Raw genomic sequence first — 16,513 nt, 5'->3', positions numbered from 1 at the left:
CATGGACCGATACGAGCGCATCCTCTCGCTGCACCGCATCCTCAGCTCCTCGCGCTATCCGGTCACCGTGGCCCGGCTGCAGGACGAACTCGGCTGTTCGCGCGCCACCGTCTACCGCGACGTCGCCTTCCTGCGCGACGGCCTGATGGCGCCGATCGTCGGCGACGGCGAGTCGGGCATCCGCTACGACGCCGAGGACAGCGGCCGCTTCGAACTGCCCGGCCTGTGGCTGAGCTCCGAGGAACTGCACGCGCTGCTGGCCGCGCAGCAGCTGCTGTCGCGCAGCGGCGGTGGCGTGCTGTCGTCGGCGCTGGCGCCGCTGCAGTCGCGAATCGAGAAGCTGCTCAGCGAACACGCCAGCGGCAAGGCCTGGCCGGTCGAACGCGTGCGGGTGATCCCGCACCGCACCCGGCGCCTGGACGAGCACGTGTTCCGCAGCGTGTGTTCCGCGGTGCTCGGCCGCAAGCGCCTGGCCTTCGACTACCGCGCGCGCTCCACCGACGAGAAGACCCGGCGCACGGTGTCCCCGCAGCGCATCACCCACTACCGCGACAACTGGTACCTGGACGCCTGGGACCACGAGCGCGAGGGCCTGCGCAGCTTCTCGGTGGACCGCATCGCGCAGGCGCGCGGGCTCGACGAGGCCGCCATCGACGTCGACGAATCCGAGCTCGACCGCCATCTCGGCGGTGGCTACGGCATCTTCTCCGGCACGCCCAAGGGCGTGGCCACCATCGTCTTCAGCGCCAAGGCCGCGCGCTGGGTGGCCGACGAGCACTGGCATTCGCAGCAGCAGGGTCGCTACCTGGCCGATGGCCGCTACGAGCTGAAGGTGCCCTACAGCGCGCCGCGCGAACTGCTGATGGACGTGCTGCACTACGGCAGCGACGCCGAGATCACCGCGCCGCAGTCGCTGCGCGAACAGGCGCGCACGCTGCTGGCGCTGGCGCTGTCGAAGTACGAAGACTGAGGGCGCGCCCGCGGCTCAGCGGCCGGGCGTGGGCGCCGCGGCCGGCTCGAAGCCGAGCCGGCCTTCCTGCTCGGGGACCTGGGGCACGCGGCGCAGCCGGTCGGTGTTGACGCCGTGGCCACGGATGCGGCGCTCGAGCTCGAGATAGGCCTCGTCGCCGACCACCTGCGCGCGGGTCAGGATCCAGGCGTGGTCGCGCTCGTCGGCATCCAGCAGCATCCAGCTGCCGTCCACGGCCGCTTCCAGGACCCGCAGGCGCGTGGGCAGGACGCGCCAGGCGCGGACCTTCCAGACGCGAGTGCCCTGGCCGGCGCGGCGTGCGGTCGTGGTGTCCGATTCCAGTGGCTCGGCGAAGCCCTCGCGCCAGGAGCGCCGGATGTCGATCCTCGAGTCGCCGTCGACATCGAAGGTGATGCGGGTGGCGACGCGCCCGCGTTCGCCGAACCAGGGCACGCGCGCGGCGACGTACCAGTCACCGGCCAGCGTCTCCAGCGACGGCATCCCGTCGTCGCGGTGGACGTCCGCGTCGTCGCGGCCGCGGCCGAACGCGGCGCAGCCCGCCAGCACCAGGCAGGCGGCCACCATCCAGGACAGGCGCAGGGCGGAAAGGCGGGCGATGACGGGCAAGGTCCGGGTCATGGGCGGGTTCGGAGCGCGGCCGCAGCCTGCCAGCGGCACGGCGAAGGAGGCGTCAACGGGGTCGCAGTCCGTGAGATGCGGCGTTGGCAGTCTGAGGTCGACATCCTGGAGCGCCATCATGACAGCACGCAGCCATTCCGTGTCCCCGTTCCCGCCGCGCCGCGCAGGCGTCCATGCATCGCCGGACTGGGCCGGCCGCGTGGTGCTGGCGCTGGCATTCCTGGCCGTGGTCGCCATGCTCTCGCTGCCGGAGGCGCGCACGGCCAGCGCCACCTTCGGCTGGCTGCCGCTGTGGCTGGCGGGCCTGCCGGCCACGGCCGGGCTGGCGCTGGCCGCGGTCCGGCATCGCAGGCTGGACTGAGCACGGCGTCCTGCGCGGGGTCACGACCTTCGGACCAGGGCGGAGCCTGTGGCCTGTGCTAGCGTTGCCGGCCCATTCCGAACCGCCGGAGCCATGCCGCAATGCACAAGCTGCCCCATGCCTGCCTGTTCGCAGCGCTTGCCGTCGCCGCCTTCGGCGTGAACGCGCAGGAGAACGCCGCCGTGACCGATCCCCACCAGTGGCTCGAGGACGTGGAGGGCGAGAAGCAGCTTGCCTGGGTCCGCGAGCAGAACGCGAAGGCCGAGGCCGAGCTGGCCGACACCCCCGGCTTCAAGGCCCTCGAGGCCGACCTGCTGGCCATCTACGACTCCGACGACAAGATCCCGGGCGTCTACAAGCAGGGCGAGTGGTACTACAACTTCTGGCGCGACCGGAACCACGAGCGCGGCATCTGGCGCCGCACCACGCTCGAGGAGTACCGCAAGCCGCAGCCGAAGTGGGAGACCGTGCTCGACCTCGATGCCCTCAACAAGGCCGAGGGCGAGAACTGGGTCTGGCACGGCGCCAACTGCCTGCGTCCCGAGTACACGCGCTGCCTGGTCGCGCTCTCGCGCGGCGGCGCCGACGCCGACGTCACCCGCGAGTTCGACCTGTCGACGAAGCAGTGGGTCGACGGCGGCTTCTTCCGCGACGAGGCCAAGGGCGCGCTGTCCTGGATCGACCGTGACACCGTCTACGCCTATACCGACTTCGGCGACGGCACGATGACCAGCTCCGGCTATCCGCGCATCGTCAAGCAGTGGACGCGCGGCACGCCGATCGCATCGGCCACGGTGGTGTACGAGGGCAGGCCCGACGACATGTACATCGCCGCGGCGCACGACCACACGCCCGGCTACGAGCGCGACTTCGTCATGCGCACGCTCGCCTTCTACAACGACGAGCTGTACCTGCGTAACGCCGACGGCTCGCTCACGAAGCTGGACCTGCCGAATTCGGCGCAGAAGTCCGTGCACCGCGAGTGGCTGGGCGTCGAGCTGCGCGAGCCCTGGGAGGTTGGCGGCAAGGCGTACAAGGCGGGCTCGCTGCTGGTGGCGAAGTTCGACGACTTCATGGCCGGCAAGCGCGATTTCGAGGTGCTGTTCGAGCCCTCCGACACCACCTCGCTGGCCGGCAGTTCGTTCACGAAGAACCACCTCGTGCTCAACGTGCTCGACGACGTCAAGAACCGCATCAGCGTGCTGACGCCCGGCGCGGACGGCTGGACGCGCAGCGAGCTCGCGGGCGTGCCGGAGTTCGGCACCGTCAGCGCCAGCGCGGTGGACAGCGACGAATCCGATGCGCTGTGGATGACGGTCACCGACTACCTGACGCCGACCACGCTGATGCTGGCCAGCGCCGCGCCCGGCGCGGCCGCGCCGGAGGTGCTGAAGACCCAGCCGGCGTTCTTCGACGCCTCGACCCACGAGGTCGAGCAGCACTTCGTCGCCTCGAAGGACGGCACGCGCGTGCCCTACTTCCTGGTGCGCCCGAAGGACATGGTGCTCGACGGGAAGAATCCGACCCTGCTGTACGGCTATGGCGGCTTCGAGATCCCGATGGTGCCGGGCTATTCCGGCGGCGTCGGCAAGGGCTGGCTGGAGAAGGGTGGCACCTATGCGGTGGCCAACATCCGCGGCGGCGGCGAGTACGGCCCGCGCTGGCACCAGGCCGCGCTGAAGGCCAACCGCCACAAGGCCTACGAGGACTTCGCCGCGGTGGCGCAGGACCTGATCGAGCGGAAGATCACTTCGCCTGCGCATCTCGGCATCCGCGGCGGCAGCAACGGCGGTCTCCTTACCGGCAACATGCTGACTCAGTACCCGGAGCTGTTCGGCGCAGTGGTGATCCAGGTGCCGCTGCTGGACATGCAGCGCTACCACAAGCTGCTGGCCGGTGCCTCGTGGATGGCCGAATACGGCAATCCGGACAAGCCGGAGGAGTGGGCCTTCATCCGGAAGTTCTCGCCCTACCATCTGTTCGACGAGGCGAAGGACTACCCGCCGACCCTGATCCTGACCTCGACCCGCGACGACCGCGTCCACCCCGGCCACGCCCGCAAGATGCACGCGCTGATGTCGGCGGCCGGCAAGGACGTGCGCTACTACGAGAACATCGAGGGCGGCCACGGCGGTGCGGCCAACAACCGCCAGGCGGCGCACATGGACGCGCTCTACCTGACGTTCCTCTGGCAGCATCTCGGCCGCGACGCCGACTAACAGGACCGACGGGGCGCCTCAGGGCGCCCCGTTGCATTGCAACCCCGGGGACCCCATCCATGAAGACCCTCGCCATCGCCAGCCTCCTGCTCATGACCGCCACCAGCCACGCCGCCACGCCCACCCCGCCCGACGTCGAGAAGCGCGCCCACGAGGTCCGCGCCCCGCACGGCGCGGTGCGCCAGGACGAGTACTACTGGCTGCGCGACGACAGCCGCGAGGACAAGGCGATGCTGGCCTACCTCGAAGCGGAGAACGCCTACGTCGACCAGGTGATGGCGCCGCTGAAGCCGGTCGAGGACGCGCTGTACGACGAGTTCGTCGCCCGCATCAAGCAGGACGACGCCAGCGTTCCGTTCCGCGACAACGGCTGGTGGTACTACTCGCGCTACGAGACCGGCAAGGACTATCCGGTGCACGCGCGGCGCAAGGACGGCGCCGGCGTCGGCGCGGCGGAGATCATGCGCCTGAACGAGGCCGGCGACTTCGCGACCGAGCAGGTGCTGCTCGACGTCAACGCCATGGCCGAGGGCAAGGAGTACTTCTCGGTCGGCGTGTACGAGACCAGCCCCGACAACCGCATCCTGGCCTGGGCCGACGACAGCGTCGGCCGCCGCCAGTACACGATCCGCTTCCGCAACCTCGAGACCGGCGAGGTCTATCCGGAAGCGATCACCGGCCTGTCCGCGGACATGGTCTGGGCGGACGACAACCGCACGCTGTTCTACGTCGAGAACGACCCGGAGACGCTGCTGACCGTGCGCGTGAAGAAGCACGTGCTGGGCACGCCGGTGGCCGACGACGTGGTGGTGTACGAGGAGGAGGACGACAGCTTCTACATGGGGCTTTCGCGCACCCGCGATGATCGCTTCATCTGCATCGGCGTCGAGAGCACGGTGTCGAGCGAGCTGCGCTGCACGCCGGCCGCGAATCCGGGTGACTTCACCGTGCTGGCGCCGCGCGAGCGCGACGTCGAATACGACGCCGACCACTACGACGGCCGCTGGGTGATCCTCACCAACGCGCCGGACGCCGATGGCCACAAGGCGCCGAACTACCGCCTGGTGACCGCGCCGACCACGGCCACCTCGCGCGGCGAATGGACGAACTGGATCGCGCACCGCGACGACGTGCTGCTGGAGGGCTTCGAGCTGTTCGACGGCTTCACCGCGCTGGCCGAGCGCTCCAATGCGCTCGAGCGCATCCGCCTGTTGAAGGCCGACGGCGAGGAGTACGTGGCGGCCGACGAGCCGGCCTATTCGATGGGCCTCTCGGTCAACGCCGAGCCCGACACCGAGTGGCTGCGCTACGGCTACACCTCGATGACCACGCCGGGCACCACGTACGAGCTCAACGTCGCCACCGGCGAGCGTCGGCTCCTCAAGCAGCAGCCCGTGATCGGCTACGACCCTTCGAAGTACGCCACCGAGCGCACCTGGGCCACGGCCCGCGACGGCACCCGCATCCCGGTGTCGCTGGTGTACCGCAAGGGCTTCGCGAAGGACGGCACCGCGCCGCTGCTGCAGTACGCCTACGGCAGCTACGGCATGTCGATGGATCCCGGCTACAGCCTGACCACCACCAGCCTGCTCGACCGCGGCATGGTCTACGCCATCGCCCACATCCGCGGCGGCCAGGAAATGGGTCGCACGTGGTACGACGACGGCAAGCTCAGGAACAAGATCAACACCTTCACCGACTTCATCGACGTCACCGACCACCTGGTGGCCGAGGGCTGGGCGGCGAAGGACCGCGTGGCGGCCTACGGCGGCAGCGCCGGCGGCCTGCTGATGGGCGCGATCGCGAACATGGCGCCGGAGAAGTACCGGCTGATCCTGTCGCAGGTGCCGTTCGTGGACGTGGTGACGACGATGCTCGACCGCAGCATCCCGCTGACCACCAACGAGTACGACGAGTGGGGCAATCCGGAGCGCAAGGCCGACTACGACTACATGGTCACCTACTCGCCCTACGACAACCTGGAGGCGAAGGCGTATCCGGCGATGTTCATCGGCACCGGCCTGTGGGACTCGCAGGTGCAGTACTGGGAGCCCGCGAAGTACGTGGCGCGGCTGCGCGACCTGAACACCTCGGGTGTGCCGGTGCTGTTCCGCACCAACATGGACGCCGGCCACGGCGGCAAATCCGGGCGCTTCCGCCGCTACCGCGAACTGGCCGAGATGTACGCCTTCATGCTCGACCAGCTCGGCGTGGGCGCCGGCGACGCGCCCGCCGACTGAGGCCGAGGCAGCTCCCGCCCCACAAAAGGCATGATGGCGGGATGGAACCGGAATCCCGCATGCACGCGCCGAAGCCGCGGCCGCCGTCGGCACCGTCCAGCAGCGCGCGTCCCGGCGCGCGCGCCGGGCGCTTCCGCTGGGCCTGGTGGCTGCTGGCCTACGCCGCGCTGGGCCTCGGACTGCTCGGCGTGGTGCTGCCGGGCCTGCCGACGGTGCCTTTCATCCTGCTGTCGGCCTGGGCCGCGGCGCAGGGCTCCCAGCGCCTGCATGCCTGGCTGCTGGCGCATCCGAAGTTCGGGACGATGATCCGCGACTGGCACGACCATGGCGCGGTCACCCGCCGGTCGAAGTGGCTGGCCAGCGGCGCGATGCTGGCGTCCGCGGTGCTGCTGCTGGCCATGGCCTGGTTCACCGGCTACCAGCGCTGGTGGGCGGTGGCCCTGCCGATCGCCTGCATGGCGGTGGTGGGCGCGTGGCTGTGGATGCGGCCGGAACCGCCGCCGCGCTAGACTGCGGCCATGAACATCCGTGCCCTGCTGCCCCTCGTCCTGCTGTCCTCCGCGCTCGCACTGTCCGCCTGCGGCAACAAGGGTCCCTTGCTCCCGCCGCCGGCGCCGGAGGACGAGGAGTGGCCGGACCAGCAGGTGGATGACGCCGATGTCGACACCGATGCGGACGCGCAGGATGACGCCGTCGCTCCCGTGCTCGACGACCCCGCGCGCGACGACGCCGACGCTGCCGAACCGCTGCCCGAAGCCGACGTCGACGGTGACGGCGACGATCCGGCGCCGCCCGCCGACGATGGTGATGGCGGCGCCTGATCCCGTGGACGCCGCGGCCGCCCCGGCCGGGCTGCGCTTCAGCAAGATGCACGGCGCCGGCAACGACTTCGTGGTGCTCGACCTGCGCGGCGGCATGCCGCCGCCGGACGCCGCGCTGTGCCGCCTGCTCGCCGACCGCCACCGCGGCGTCGGCTGCGACCAGATCCTGACCATCGCCGCGCCGCGCAGCGCCGATGCGGTGGCGTCCTACGGCATCTGGAATGCCGACGGCTCGCCTTCGCAGCAGTGCGGCAACGGCGCGCGCTGCGTCGCGGCCTGGCTGGTGCGCGATGGCGCCGCAGCGGGCGACTTCGTCCTCGACAGCCCGCTGGCCAGCCACCGCGTGCGCCAGCTCGACGACGGCGGCTTCGAGGTCGCCATGGGTGCGCCCGCGTTCGCGCCGGCCGCGATCCCGCTGTCCGGCTTCGAGCGCGAGGCCGAGGCCTATGCGATCGACATCGACGGCCGCGAGTGGCCGGTCGGCGCGGTGTCGATGGGCAATCCGCACGCGGTGCTCGAGGTCGACGACGTCGACGACGTCGACGCGGCGCCGGTGGCCACGCTCGGCCCGGCGCTGCAGCGCCACGCCGCCTTCCCGCAGCAGTGCAACGCCGGCTTCGCCCAGGTGCTCGACGCCGGCCACGTGCGCCTGCGCGTGCACGAGCGCGGCGTCGGCGAGACGCTGGCCTGCGGCTCCGGCGCCTGCGCGGCGGTGGCCGTGCTCGCGCGTCGCGGCCGCGTGGACGCCGCGGCGGGCGTCGAGGTGGCGCTGCCGGGTGGCACGCTGCGCATCCACCAAGGCGCCGACGGCGTCCTGCACATGGCAGGGCCGGCGGCGTTCGTCTACGAAGGGGAATTCAACGCATGACCGACATCGTCGAAAAGCTCGGCGCCCACGAGGTCGCGGCCTGGCTGCGCCGCCACCCGGACTTCCTGAAGCAGTTCCCGGACCTCGCCATCAGCATGGTGGTTCCGCGCGAGGATGGCCCGGCCGCCTCGCTGGCCAGCTACCAGCTGGAGGTGCTGCGGGACAAGAACCGCGAGCTGTCGCGGCGGCTGCAGGACCTGTACGCGGTCTCCCAGGAGAACGAGCGCCTGGCCGTGCGCACCCACCAGCTGACGCTGGCGCTGATGCGTCCGGGCAGCGCCGCCGGCGTGGTGCGCGCGATGGTCGCGACCCTGGCCGAGGACTTCAACGGCGACCTGGTGCGGGTGGTGCTGTTCGACGGGCTTCCGGGCCTGGCCGACGAGGAATGGCTGCAGGTCATCGCGCGCGACGACCGCCGCCTGCAGCCCTTTGCCGACTGCATCCGCGAGGGCGAGCCGCTGTGCGGCCGGCTGCATCCGGACAAGCAGGCGCTGCTGTACGCCGCGCGCGTCGACGACGTGGCGTCCACCGCGCTGCTGCCGATCGCGGGCGTCGGCCTGGTCGCCGTCGGCAGCCGCGATCCCAACCGGTTCTATCCCGGCATGGGCACGCTGTTCCTGCGCATGATGGGCGAGGCCTTCGCGGTGGCGCTGCTGCGCCATCGCGACTGAGCCCCCGGGAGCGCGGCATGGCGGCCACGGCGGGTGCGGAGGGCGCGGCCATGGCCGGCCTGCATCCGGCGGTGGCGGACTATCTCGCGCACCTGGAGGTCGAGCGCCGGATGTCCGCGCACACGCTCGACGCCTATCGCCGTGACCTGGCAGCGCTCGCGCAGTGGGTCGACGCGCAGGGCCGTGGCGACCTGCTCGCCCTGGACAGCGCCGCGATCCGCGCCTTCGTCGCCGCCGAGCACCGCCGCGGCCTCTCGCCCAAGAGCCTGCAGCGCCGGCTGTCCGGCTGCCGCAGCTTCTTCCAGTGGCTGCTGAAGCACGGCCGCGTGGTCGCCAATCCTGCCGCCGGCGTGCGTGCCCCCCGGGCGCCGCGCAAGCTGCCGCAGGTGCTGGACGTGGACGAGGCCGTGGCGCTGGTCGAAGTGCCCACTGACGCTCCGCTGGGCCTGCGCGACCGCGCCCTGCTGGAGCTGTTCTATTCCTCCGGCCTGCGCCTGTCGGAGCTGCGCCTGCTGCGCTGGCGCGACCTGGACCTGGAGCAGGGGCTGGTGACGGTGCTCGGCAAGGGCAGCCGGCAGCGCACGGTGCCGGTGGGCTCGCACGCCTGCCGCGCGCTGGGCGAATGGCGGACCGACCCGGCCGCTGGCGGTGCTCCCGGATCCATGCCCGGACCCGACGCGCCCGTCTTCCCGGGCCGTGGCGGCGCGCCGATCAGCGCGCGTGCGATCCAGCTGCGCCTGCGCGCCCTGGGCCAGCGCCAGGGCCTGTTCAAGCACGTGCACCCGCACATGCTCAGGCACTCCTTCGCCAGCCACGTGCTGGAGTCATCCGGCGACCTGCGCGGCGTGCAGGAGCTGCTGGGCCACGCCGACATCGCCACCACCCAGATCTACACCCACCTGGACTTCCAGCACCTGGCGAAGGTCTACGACGACGCGCATCCGCGCGCGAAGCGTCGCAAGGGCGGCGGCTGAGCGGAGCGGGCGTCGTGCACTCGCGTCCGGATCGGGCGGGTTTCCGCGCGTGCACTGCGCCAGGCTGATCCGTCCAGGCCATGCGCGGGCAACGCGGCGCGGTGTCCGTCGCCCGTGGCTTCGCGCGTACATATCGACGAATCGCCCGGAACCCGATCATGCGCCTGCAGATTGCCCTGCCGTTCGCCCTGCTGCTGGCCGCCGCGACCGCCGCGGCCCAGCCCTACGTCGGACCGATCATCGACATGCACCTGCACGTCGGACCCGCGGCGCCCGGCGCGCCCAATCCCGTCACCGGTGAACCGACCACCGCCGGCACCGATGCCGAGCGCGAACGGCTGACCCTCGAGCGCATGCGCCGCCACGGCATCGTGCTCGGCCTGGTCAGCGGGCCCGACGCCTACATGGCCAGCATGCGCCGCGCCGGCGGTGACGCGATCCGCGCCGGCGCCTTCATGGACGACGGCCGCACGCGCCTGCCGCCGCCCGGGGTCCTGCGCGAAGCCTTCGCCAGCGGCGAACTCTCGGTGCTCGGCGAGATCGGCGCGCAGTACCACGGCCTCGACGCCGGCGCGGAGTGGTTCGAGCCGTACCTCGCGCTTGCGGAGGAGTTCGACCTGCCCGTCGGCATCCACACCGGCCTCGGTCCGCCCGGCACGCCCTATGGCTGCTGCCCGGACTTCAGCGTCGAGCTGGGCAACCCGAAGCTGCTGGAGCCGATGCTCAAGCGCCATCCGAAGCTGCGCGTCTGGCTGATGCACGCCGGCTGGCCTTGGCTGCAGGAAACCAAGGCGCTGATGTACGTCTATCCGCAGCTGCATGCGGACATCTCGGTGATCAACTGGATCATTCCGCGGCAGGAGTTCCACGATTACCTGCAGGCGCTGATGACCGCCGGCCTGGGCGACCGGCTGATGTTCGGCTCCGACCAGATGGTGTGGCCCGAGGCCATCACCCTGGCGGTGGAGGGCACCGACAGCGCGCCCTTCCTGACGCCGGCGCAGAAGCGGGCGATCTTCCATGACAACGCCGCGCGGTTCCTGCGCCTGGACGCACCGTCCGGCGACTGAACGGCGTCGTCGCGCGGCGGGCTTGCATCCGTCGGGAGCGGTCCCCATCCATGGGTTTCAGCCCCCGGAGGCCGCATGGACCCCAGCCAGAACCCCCACGTTTTCCACGCCACCACCATCGTTTCGGTGCGCCGCGAGGGCCGCGTCGCCATCGCCGGCGACGGCCAGGTCACGCTCGGCAACACGGTGATGAAGGCCAACGCGCGCAAGGTGCGCCGGCTTGGCAAGGACGGCCAGATCCTGGCCGGTTTCGCAGGCGCAGCGGCCGACGCCTTCACCCTGTTCGAGCTGTTCGAGTCGAAGCTCGAGAAGCACGGCCAGCTCACCCGCGCCGCGGTGGAACTGGCCAAGGACTGGCGCACCGAGCGCCGCTTCGGAAAGCTCGAGGCCCTGCTGGCGGTGGCCGACCGCGAGACCTCGCTGATCATCAGCGGCACCGGCGACGTGATCGAACCCGAAGACGGGCTGATCGCGATCGGCTCCGGCGGCCCCTTCGCACTGTCCGCCGCGCGCGCGCTGCTCGCGCATACGCAGATGGACGCACGCACCATCGCCACCGAGGCGCTCAACATCGCCGGCGACGTCTGCATCTACACCAACCGCAACGTCGTGGTGGAGGAGCTCTGAGCATGGCCATGAAGATCGACACCTCCCACGCCAGCATGACCCCGCGCGAGATCGTGCAGGAGCTCGACCGCCACATCGTCGGCCAGCAGGAGGCCAAGCGCGCGGTTGCGATCGCGCTGCGCAACCGCTGGCGCCGGGCGCAGTTGGGCGACGAGCTGCGCAACGAGGTCATGCCCAAGAACATCCTGATGATCGGGCCCACCGGCGTCGGCAAGACCGAGATCGCGCGCCGCCTGGCGACGCTGGCCAACGCGCCCTTCGTGAAGGTGGAGGCCACGCGCTTCACCGAGGTCGGCTACGTCGGCAAGGACGTCGAGCAGATCATCCGCGACCTCGCCGACACCGCGGTCAAGCTCTACCGCGAACAGGCCAAGCAGAAGATGCGCACCCAGGCCGAAGAGCGCGCCGAGGACCGGATCCTCGACGCCCTGCTGCCCAGGCGCGAACAGCCGCAGGCGCCGTTCGGCTTCGGTGCCGCGGGCGGGCAGGGCAGCACCACCGTCGACATCGGCGCCGAGCCCTCGTCGCGCGAGAGCGAAACGCGGCAGAAGCTGCGCCGCCAGCTGCGCGCCGGCGAGCTGGACGATCGCGAGATCGAGCTCGACCTCGCCATGGGCGGCGGCGTCGACATCATGACCCCCCCGGGCATGGAGGAGATGGGCCAGCAGCTGCGTCAGATGTTCGCCAACCTCGGCAGCGGCCGCACCCAGAAGCGCAGCATGGCGATCCGCGCCGCGCGCCCGCTGCTGGTCGAGGAAGAGGCCGGCAAGCTGGTCAACGAGGACGAGGTGCGCGCCGCCGCCATCGAGGCCTGCGAGCAGCACGGCATCGTCTTCATCGACGAGATCGACAAGGTCGCCAAGCGCAGCGAAGGCATGGGCGCCGACGTCAGCCGCGAGGGCGTGCAGCGCGACCTGCTGCCGCTGGTCGAAGGCAGCACCGTCAGCACCAAGTACGGCCCGGTGAAGACCGACCACATCCTGTTCATCGCCTCGGGCGCCTTCCACCTGGCCAAGCCCAGCGACCTGATCCCCGAGATGCAGGGTCGCTTCCCGATCCGCGTCGAGCTGACCGCGCTGAGCAAGGACGACTTCGTGCGCATCCTGACCGAGCCGAAGGCGGCGCTGACGAAGCAGTACGTCGAGTTGATGAGGACCGAGGGCCTGGAGCTGGAGTTCGGCGCCGACGCCGTCGACCGCCTCGCCGAGATCGCCGCCGACGTCAACGAGCGCCAGGAGAACATCGGCGCGCGGCGACTGCACACCGTGCTGGAGCGGCTGCTGGACAGCCTGAGCTTCGAGGCGCCGGATCGCGGCGGGGCGGTGCGGATCGACCGTGCCTATGTCGACGGACAGCTGGGCGGACTGGTGCAGGACCAGGATCTGAGCCGTTACATCCTCTGAGCCGTTGCCAGGGCACTCCCGCAAGCATCGCCGCATCTGCCCTTTGGGCCTCTTCCCACGCTTTGCGGGGGGGGAGGCCGCTTCTTCGGACTTCAGCGACGGGGTGGCAGACTGGCCGCTCCCCCCGAAACACCGCGAGGCCCGCCATGTCCCGGCTTACCACCATCATCGCGACCACCGGCGCGCTGGCCCTGCTCCTGGCCGCCACCCCCGCCATCGCCCGCGACGTCTCCTGCCGCCTCGATTTCGACATGGCGGGTTGGTCGGCGTTCTACAAGACCGCCTCGGGCACCGGCCGCGTCAGCTGCGACAACGGCCAGTCCATGGCCGTGAGCATCAGCGCCAAGGGCGGTGGCCTGACCGTCGGCAAGTCCGAGATCCGCGGCGGCCGCGGCGAGTTCTCGGGCGTGCGCTCGATCAACGAGGTGCTGGGCACCTACGTCTCCGCCGAGGCCCATGCCGGCGTGGTGAAGTCCAGCAAGGCCCAGGTCATGACCAAGGGCGAAGTCTCGCTTGCGCTGGCCGGCACCGGCGAGGGCGTCGACCTCGGCGTGGCCTTCGGCGGATTCACCATCGAGGCGCGCTGAACCCGCACGCTGGCCGCTTTCCGCCGCGGCGAGCGTTGCGCCCCTGACAGGGCCGCGCCCGCGGCCATGCCAGGGGACGCCCATGCACCGCGAACCGCCCGCCCTCCTCATTGCGGCGCTGGCCGCCGCGGCCGCCTGCACCTCACCGCCCACGCTGGCCCAGCAGGGCGTCGTGCCCGATGCCGTCAAGGCGCGCGTCAACGACCTGGTCGCCGCCTGCGTGCGCGCCGGCGGCACCCTGGGCGACATGAGCGGGCAGGGCCGCTTCGTCATCCCCGCCGACTTCAACGGCGACGGCCTCACCGACTTCGTGGTCTCCGAAGGCAACGTGCCCTGCACCGGGCGGCCGCAGCTGTTCCGCGACGGCGGCCTGTCGCGGGTCGAGCTGTACACCGGCACCGGCACCGCCGCCGCGCAGCTGGCCTTCGCCGACCGCCTGCTGGCCTACCGCGTGGTGGCCGGCAGCCCGGCGAAGCTGCAGATCGCGCGCCGCGGCGAGGCCTGCGGCGCCGGCAGCGGCGCCAGTGCCCAATGCGGTGCCGAGCTGCGCTGGAACGCCGGCCAGGCGCGCTTCGACGAAGTGCCCACCGGCAGTCGCGGTGGCCCGGGCCAGGCGGTGGTGCGGCCGGCGGTAATCGAGGGTGCCGCGGTGCCTGCCTCCGGTGCCGGGACGGTGGCGCCAGCGTCGGCGCACACGCCCGCTGCTGCAGCCGTGCCCGCTGCAGCGGCCGGCCCCGCCGCGGCCAGGCTTCCGATGGTCGCCAACGCGCGCGCCCGCCACATGGAGCGTTGCAGCGCCGAGCATCGCCGGCTGTATCCGCAGATGGCCGCGGACGCGGCGACGTCCTCCTGCGGCGACCAGTGGGAAAAGGTCGAGGCCGCCGGCCCGCTGGCCGACCTCGTGCTGTCCACGGTTTCTGCGCGGGCCGGCGAGCGGCTGTCCCTCGCCGACCTGCGCGCGCGCCTGCCCGGCTCGCAGTGGGATGCCCACCCGGCCACGGCCCGTGGCCAGGCGATGCCCGCCGCGACCGGTCGCGTGGGTGCCTTCGAAGCCTGGGTGTCCGGCAGCGCGGCCGCGGCGAAGTCGCTGACGCTGGGCTGGAGCGAGCAGGGCGCCGAACCTCCCTACGACCTGCCCGGTGCGCTCGCCGCGCGCGGCGCGAAGGTGGAGGCGCTGGGCTGCTACCACTTCGGCATCGTCGAAGTGAACGCCGCCTACATCGTCGAAGCCGAAGGACGGCCCCCGTTCGCCCTCACCGTGTACACCCGCGGCGCGCCGGTTGGACAGTCGATCGCCGCGCAGACCTTCGAGGTGGGACTGGACGGCGTGCTGCCGACGAAGGCGGGGTTGCGCGCCGAACACCGGGATCCGCCGTGGTCGGATCCTTGTCCGGTGTAGCGCCGCAAGTGCCTGATACGCATCCGGACTTCAGTGGATCGACCTGGCGACACGGGTCGCGGCCACTACAGCCCCGTTCTCCACGAGGACGTGTTCGAACAGGCCTCCAAGAACATCGACGACATCCTGCACAAGGATGCCGGCTGCACCAGCGAGCTGGACTACACCGGACAGTCGTCCTGGCTGCTGTTCCTCAAGTACCTCGACTCGCTGGAGCGCGAGAAGGCCATGGAGGCGGAGCTCAAACCACGCGATCGCCGACGCCGCCGAGCTGGGCACGCCCGAGCGGGTCAGGAGCCCCTCACTCCTCCCCGATATCCTCGTTCCACAACCCCGGATTCGCCGCGATCCACTCCCCCATCATCGAGACACAGCGCGCGTCGTCCAGCACCACCACCTCGGTGCCGTTTTCCCGCAGCCAGTCCACGCCCCCGGCGAAGTTCACCGCTTCCCCCACCACCACCGTCCCGATGTTGAACTGCCGCACCAGGCCGCTGCAGTACCAGCACGGCGCGAGCGTGGTCACCATGATGGTGTCGCGGTAGGCGCGCTGGCGGCCGGCCTTGCGGAAGGCGTCGGTCTCGCCGTGGATCGAGGGATCGCCCTCCTGCACGCGGCGGTTGTGGCCGCAGCCGAGCAGGCGGCCGTCGGCGTGGTACAGGGCGGCGCCGATCGGGATGCCGCCTTCGGCCAGGCCCTGGCGCGCCTCCTCGATGGCGGTGTCGAGCAGGGCGCGATAGTCCGGGGTGGCGATCATGGCGGGGCTCCAGGCGAAGGGACGGGCCGGCATCGTGCCATGCCGCGCCGCCTCCGGCCGGCATCGCGCACGCGCAGCGCCGCTGCGGTGCGATAATCGCTGCCATGAGCGACCGTGACCCCCGCCCCGACACCACCCACTTCGGCTTCCGCGACGTGCCGGTGGCCCAGAAGCAGAAGCTGGTCGGCGAGGTGTTCTCGTCGGTCGCCGGCAGCTACGACCTGATGAACGACCTGATGTCGTTCGGCATCCACCGGCTGTGGAAGCGCTACTTCACCGCCACGGCGCAGGTCTCGCGCGGCGACCGGGTCCTCGACCTGGCCGGCGGCACGGGCGACATCGCGGCGCTGCTGAAGCCGCGCGTGGGCGACACGGGGGAGCTGGTGCTCGGCGACATCAACGGCAGCATGCTGCGCGTCGGCCGCGACCGCATGGTCGACCGCGGCCATGTGCGCGGCTTCAGCTACGTGCAGTGCAACGCGCAGTCGCTGCCGTTCCCCGACGCGAGCTTCGACCTGGTCACGATCGCCTTCGGACTGCGCAACGTCACCGACAAGGACGCGGCGCTGCGCGAGATGCTGCGCGTGCTCAAGGTCGGGGGGCAGGCGCGGGTGCTGGAGTTCTCGGAGGTGCCGGACTGGTTCAAGCCGGCCTACGACTTCCACTCCTTCAAGGTGCTGCCGAAGCTGGGCCAGCTGTTCGCCGGCGATGCCGGCAGCTACCAGTACCTGGCCGAGTCGATCCGCAAGCACCCGCCGCAGGCGGAGCTCAAGGCGATGATGGAGGCCGCGGGCTTCGCGCGCTGCCGGTTCCGCAACCTGTCGGGCGGGATCGTGGCGATCCACGACGGCTACAAGGCCTGAGGTCGACGCGCGGCCGCGCCGCGCCGCCGGGGCTGCCGGCCGCG

The 16,513-nt window shown here is 71.3% G+C and carries 17 protein-coding genes; 15 read left to right on the top strand and 2 right to left on the bottom strand.

What is annotated here, in order from left to right:
• The first annotated feature begins 1 nt into the window (after nucleotide 1).
• Nucleotides 2-970, top strand: a complete 969-nt coding sequence (locus H9645_RS09160; RefSeq protein WP_191729394.1) for a helix-turn-helix transcriptional regulator — start codon at nucleotides 2-4, stop codon at nucleotides 968-970.
• A gap of 15 nt (nucleotides 971-985) precedes the next feature.
• Here H9645_RS09160 and H9645_RS09155 read toward each other — a convergent pair whose 3' ends face one another.
• Nucleotides 986-1,609, bottom strand: coding sequence for a lipocalin family protein (locus H9645_RS09155; protein ID WP_191729393.1), 624 nt, complete (start codon nucleotides 1,607-1,609; stop codon nucleotides 986-988).
• Between the two features lie 118 nt (nucleotides 1,610-1,727).
• Between H9645_RS09155 and H9645_RS09150 the strand changes: the two genes are divergently transcribed.
• The 13 genes from H9645_RS09150 to H9645_RS09090 all read left to right on the top strand — a co-directional run bounded on the left by H9645_RS09150 (nucleotide 1,728) and on the right by H9645_RS09090 (nucleotide 14,849).
• Nucleotides 1,728-1,970 carry a hypothetical protein gene (locus H9645_RS09150; protein WP_191729392.1) on the top strand — a complete coding sequence of 81 codons (243 nt, stop codon included), beginning with the start codon at nucleotides 1,728-1,730 and terminating at the stop codon, nucleotides 1,968-1,970.
• A 101-nt stretch (nucleotides 1,971-2,071) separates the two neighbouring features.
• Nucleotides 2,072-4,189 carry a prolyl oligopeptidase family serine peptidase gene (locus tag H9645_RS09145; protein ID WP_191729391.1) on the top strand — a complete coding sequence of 706 codons (2,118 nt, stop codon included), beginning with the start codon at nucleotides 2,072-2,074 and terminating at the stop codon, nucleotides 4,187-4,189.
• A gap of 59 nt (nucleotides 4,190-4,248) precedes the next feature.
• Nucleotides 4,249-6,429, top strand: coding sequence for a S9 family peptidase (locus tag H9645_RS09140; protein WP_191729390.1), 2,181 nt, complete (start codon nucleotides 4,249-4,251; stop codon nucleotides 6,427-6,429).
• A gap of 59 nt (nucleotides 6,430-6,488) precedes the next feature.
• The gene (locus H9645_RS09135) at nucleotides 6,489-6,938 is read left to right on the top strand and encodes a YbaN family protein (RefSeq protein WP_191729389.1); all 450 of its coding nucleotides are present in this window, start codon (nucleotides 6,489-6,491) and stop codon (nucleotides 6,936-6,938) included.
• Nucleotides 6,939-6,947: 9 nt separating this feature from the next.
• On the top strand, nucleotides 6,948-7,250 hold the full coding sequence (gene lptM / locus H9645_RS09130) for an LPS translocon maturation chaperone LptM (RefSeq protein WP_191729388.1): 303 nt from the start codon (nucleotides 6,948-6,950) through the stop codon (nucleotides 7,248-7,250).
• Between the two features lie 4 nt (nucleotides 7,251-7,254).
• The gene (dapF, locus tag H9645_RS09125; RefSeq protein WP_425490229.1) at nucleotides 7,255-8,118 is read left to right on the top strand and encodes a diaminopimelate epimerase; all 864 of its coding nucleotides are present in this window, start codon (nucleotides 7,255-7,257) and stop codon (nucleotides 8,116-8,118) included.
• Nucleotides 8,115-8,789, top strand: a complete 675-nt coding sequence (locus H9645_RS09120; RefSeq protein WP_191729387.1) for a DUF484 family protein — start codon at nucleotides 8,115-8,117, stop codon at nucleotides 8,787-8,789. Before dapF ends, H9645_RS09120 begins: the two co-directional genes overlap by 4 nt.
• A 50-nt stretch (nucleotides 8,790-8,839) precedes the next feature.
• The gene (xerC, locus tag H9645_RS09115) at nucleotides 8,840-9,763 is read left to right on the top strand and encodes a tyrosine recombinase XerC (RefSeq protein WP_191729467.1); all 924 of its coding nucleotides are present in this window, start codon (nucleotides 8,840-8,842) and stop codon (nucleotides 9,761-9,763) included.
• A gap of 158 nt (nucleotides 9,764-9,921) precedes the next feature.
• Entirely contained in the window at nucleotides 9,922-10,833 is a 912-nt protein-coding gene (locus tag H9645_RS09110; RefSeq protein ID WP_191729386.1) for an amidohydrolase family protein, read from the top strand.
• Between the two features lie 75 nt (nucleotides 10,834-10,908).
• A complete protein-coding gene (gene hslV / locus H9645_RS09105) occupies nucleotides 10,909-11,460 on the top strand; it encodes an ATP-dependent protease subunit HslV (protein ID WP_191729385.1) in 552 nt (183 codons plus the stop codon).
• A 2-nt stretch (nucleotides 11,461-11,462) separates the two neighbouring features.
• Nucleotides 11,463-12,863 carry an ATP-dependent protease ATPase subunit HslU gene (gene hslU / locus H9645_RS09100; RefSeq protein ID WP_318240522.1) on the top strand — a complete coding sequence of 467 codons (1,401 nt, stop codon included), beginning with the start codon at nucleotides 11,463-11,465 and terminating at the stop codon, nucleotides 12,861-12,863.
• Nucleotides 12,864-13,027: 164 nt separating this feature from the next.
• On the top strand, nucleotides 13,028-13,450 hold the full coding sequence (locus H9645_RS09095) for a hypothetical protein (protein ID WP_425490228.1): 423 nt from the start codon (nucleotides 13,028-13,030) through the stop codon (nucleotides 13,448-13,450).
• Nucleotides 13,451-13,532: 82 nt separating this feature from the next.
• On the top strand, nucleotides 13,533-14,849 hold the full coding sequence (locus H9645_RS09090) for an FG-GAP repeat domain-containing protein (protein WP_191729383.1): 1,317 nt from the start codon (nucleotides 13,533-13,535) through the stop codon (nucleotides 14,847-14,849).
• Between the two features lie 301 nt (nucleotides 14,850-15,150).
• On the opposite strand, the gene H9645_RS09085 is transcribed toward H9645_RS09090, so the two are convergent.
• Nucleotides 15,151-15,606: a nucleoside deaminase gene (locus H9645_RS09085; RefSeq protein ID WP_191729382.1), complete on the bottom strand. Its 456-nt coding sequence runs from the start codon at nucleotides 15,604-15,606 to the stop codon at nucleotides 15,151-15,153.
• A gap of 104 nt (nucleotides 15,607-15,710) precedes the next feature.
• Between H9645_RS09085 and ubiE the strand changes: the two genes are divergently transcribed.
• Complete coding sequence (gene ubiE, locus H9645_RS09080) at nucleotides 15,711-16,469, top strand: bifunctional demethylmenaquinone methyltransferase/2-methoxy-6-polyprenyl-1,4-benzoquinol methylase UbiE (RefSeq protein WP_191729381.1); 759 nt, start codon at nucleotides 15,711-15,713, stop codon at nucleotides 16,467-16,469.
• Nucleotides 16,470-16,513: the final 44 nt, after the last annotated feature.

Origin of the sequence: Luteimonas colneyensis (genome assembly GCF_014836665.1) — a bacterium.
Taxonomy (GTDB): Bacteria; Pseudomonadota; Gammaproteobacteria; order Xanthomonadales; family Xanthomonadaceae; genus Luteimonas; species Luteimonas colneyensis.
Note: the sequence above shows the minus strand (reverse complement) of the source record. Positions and strands in the feature narration are given on the sequence as shown.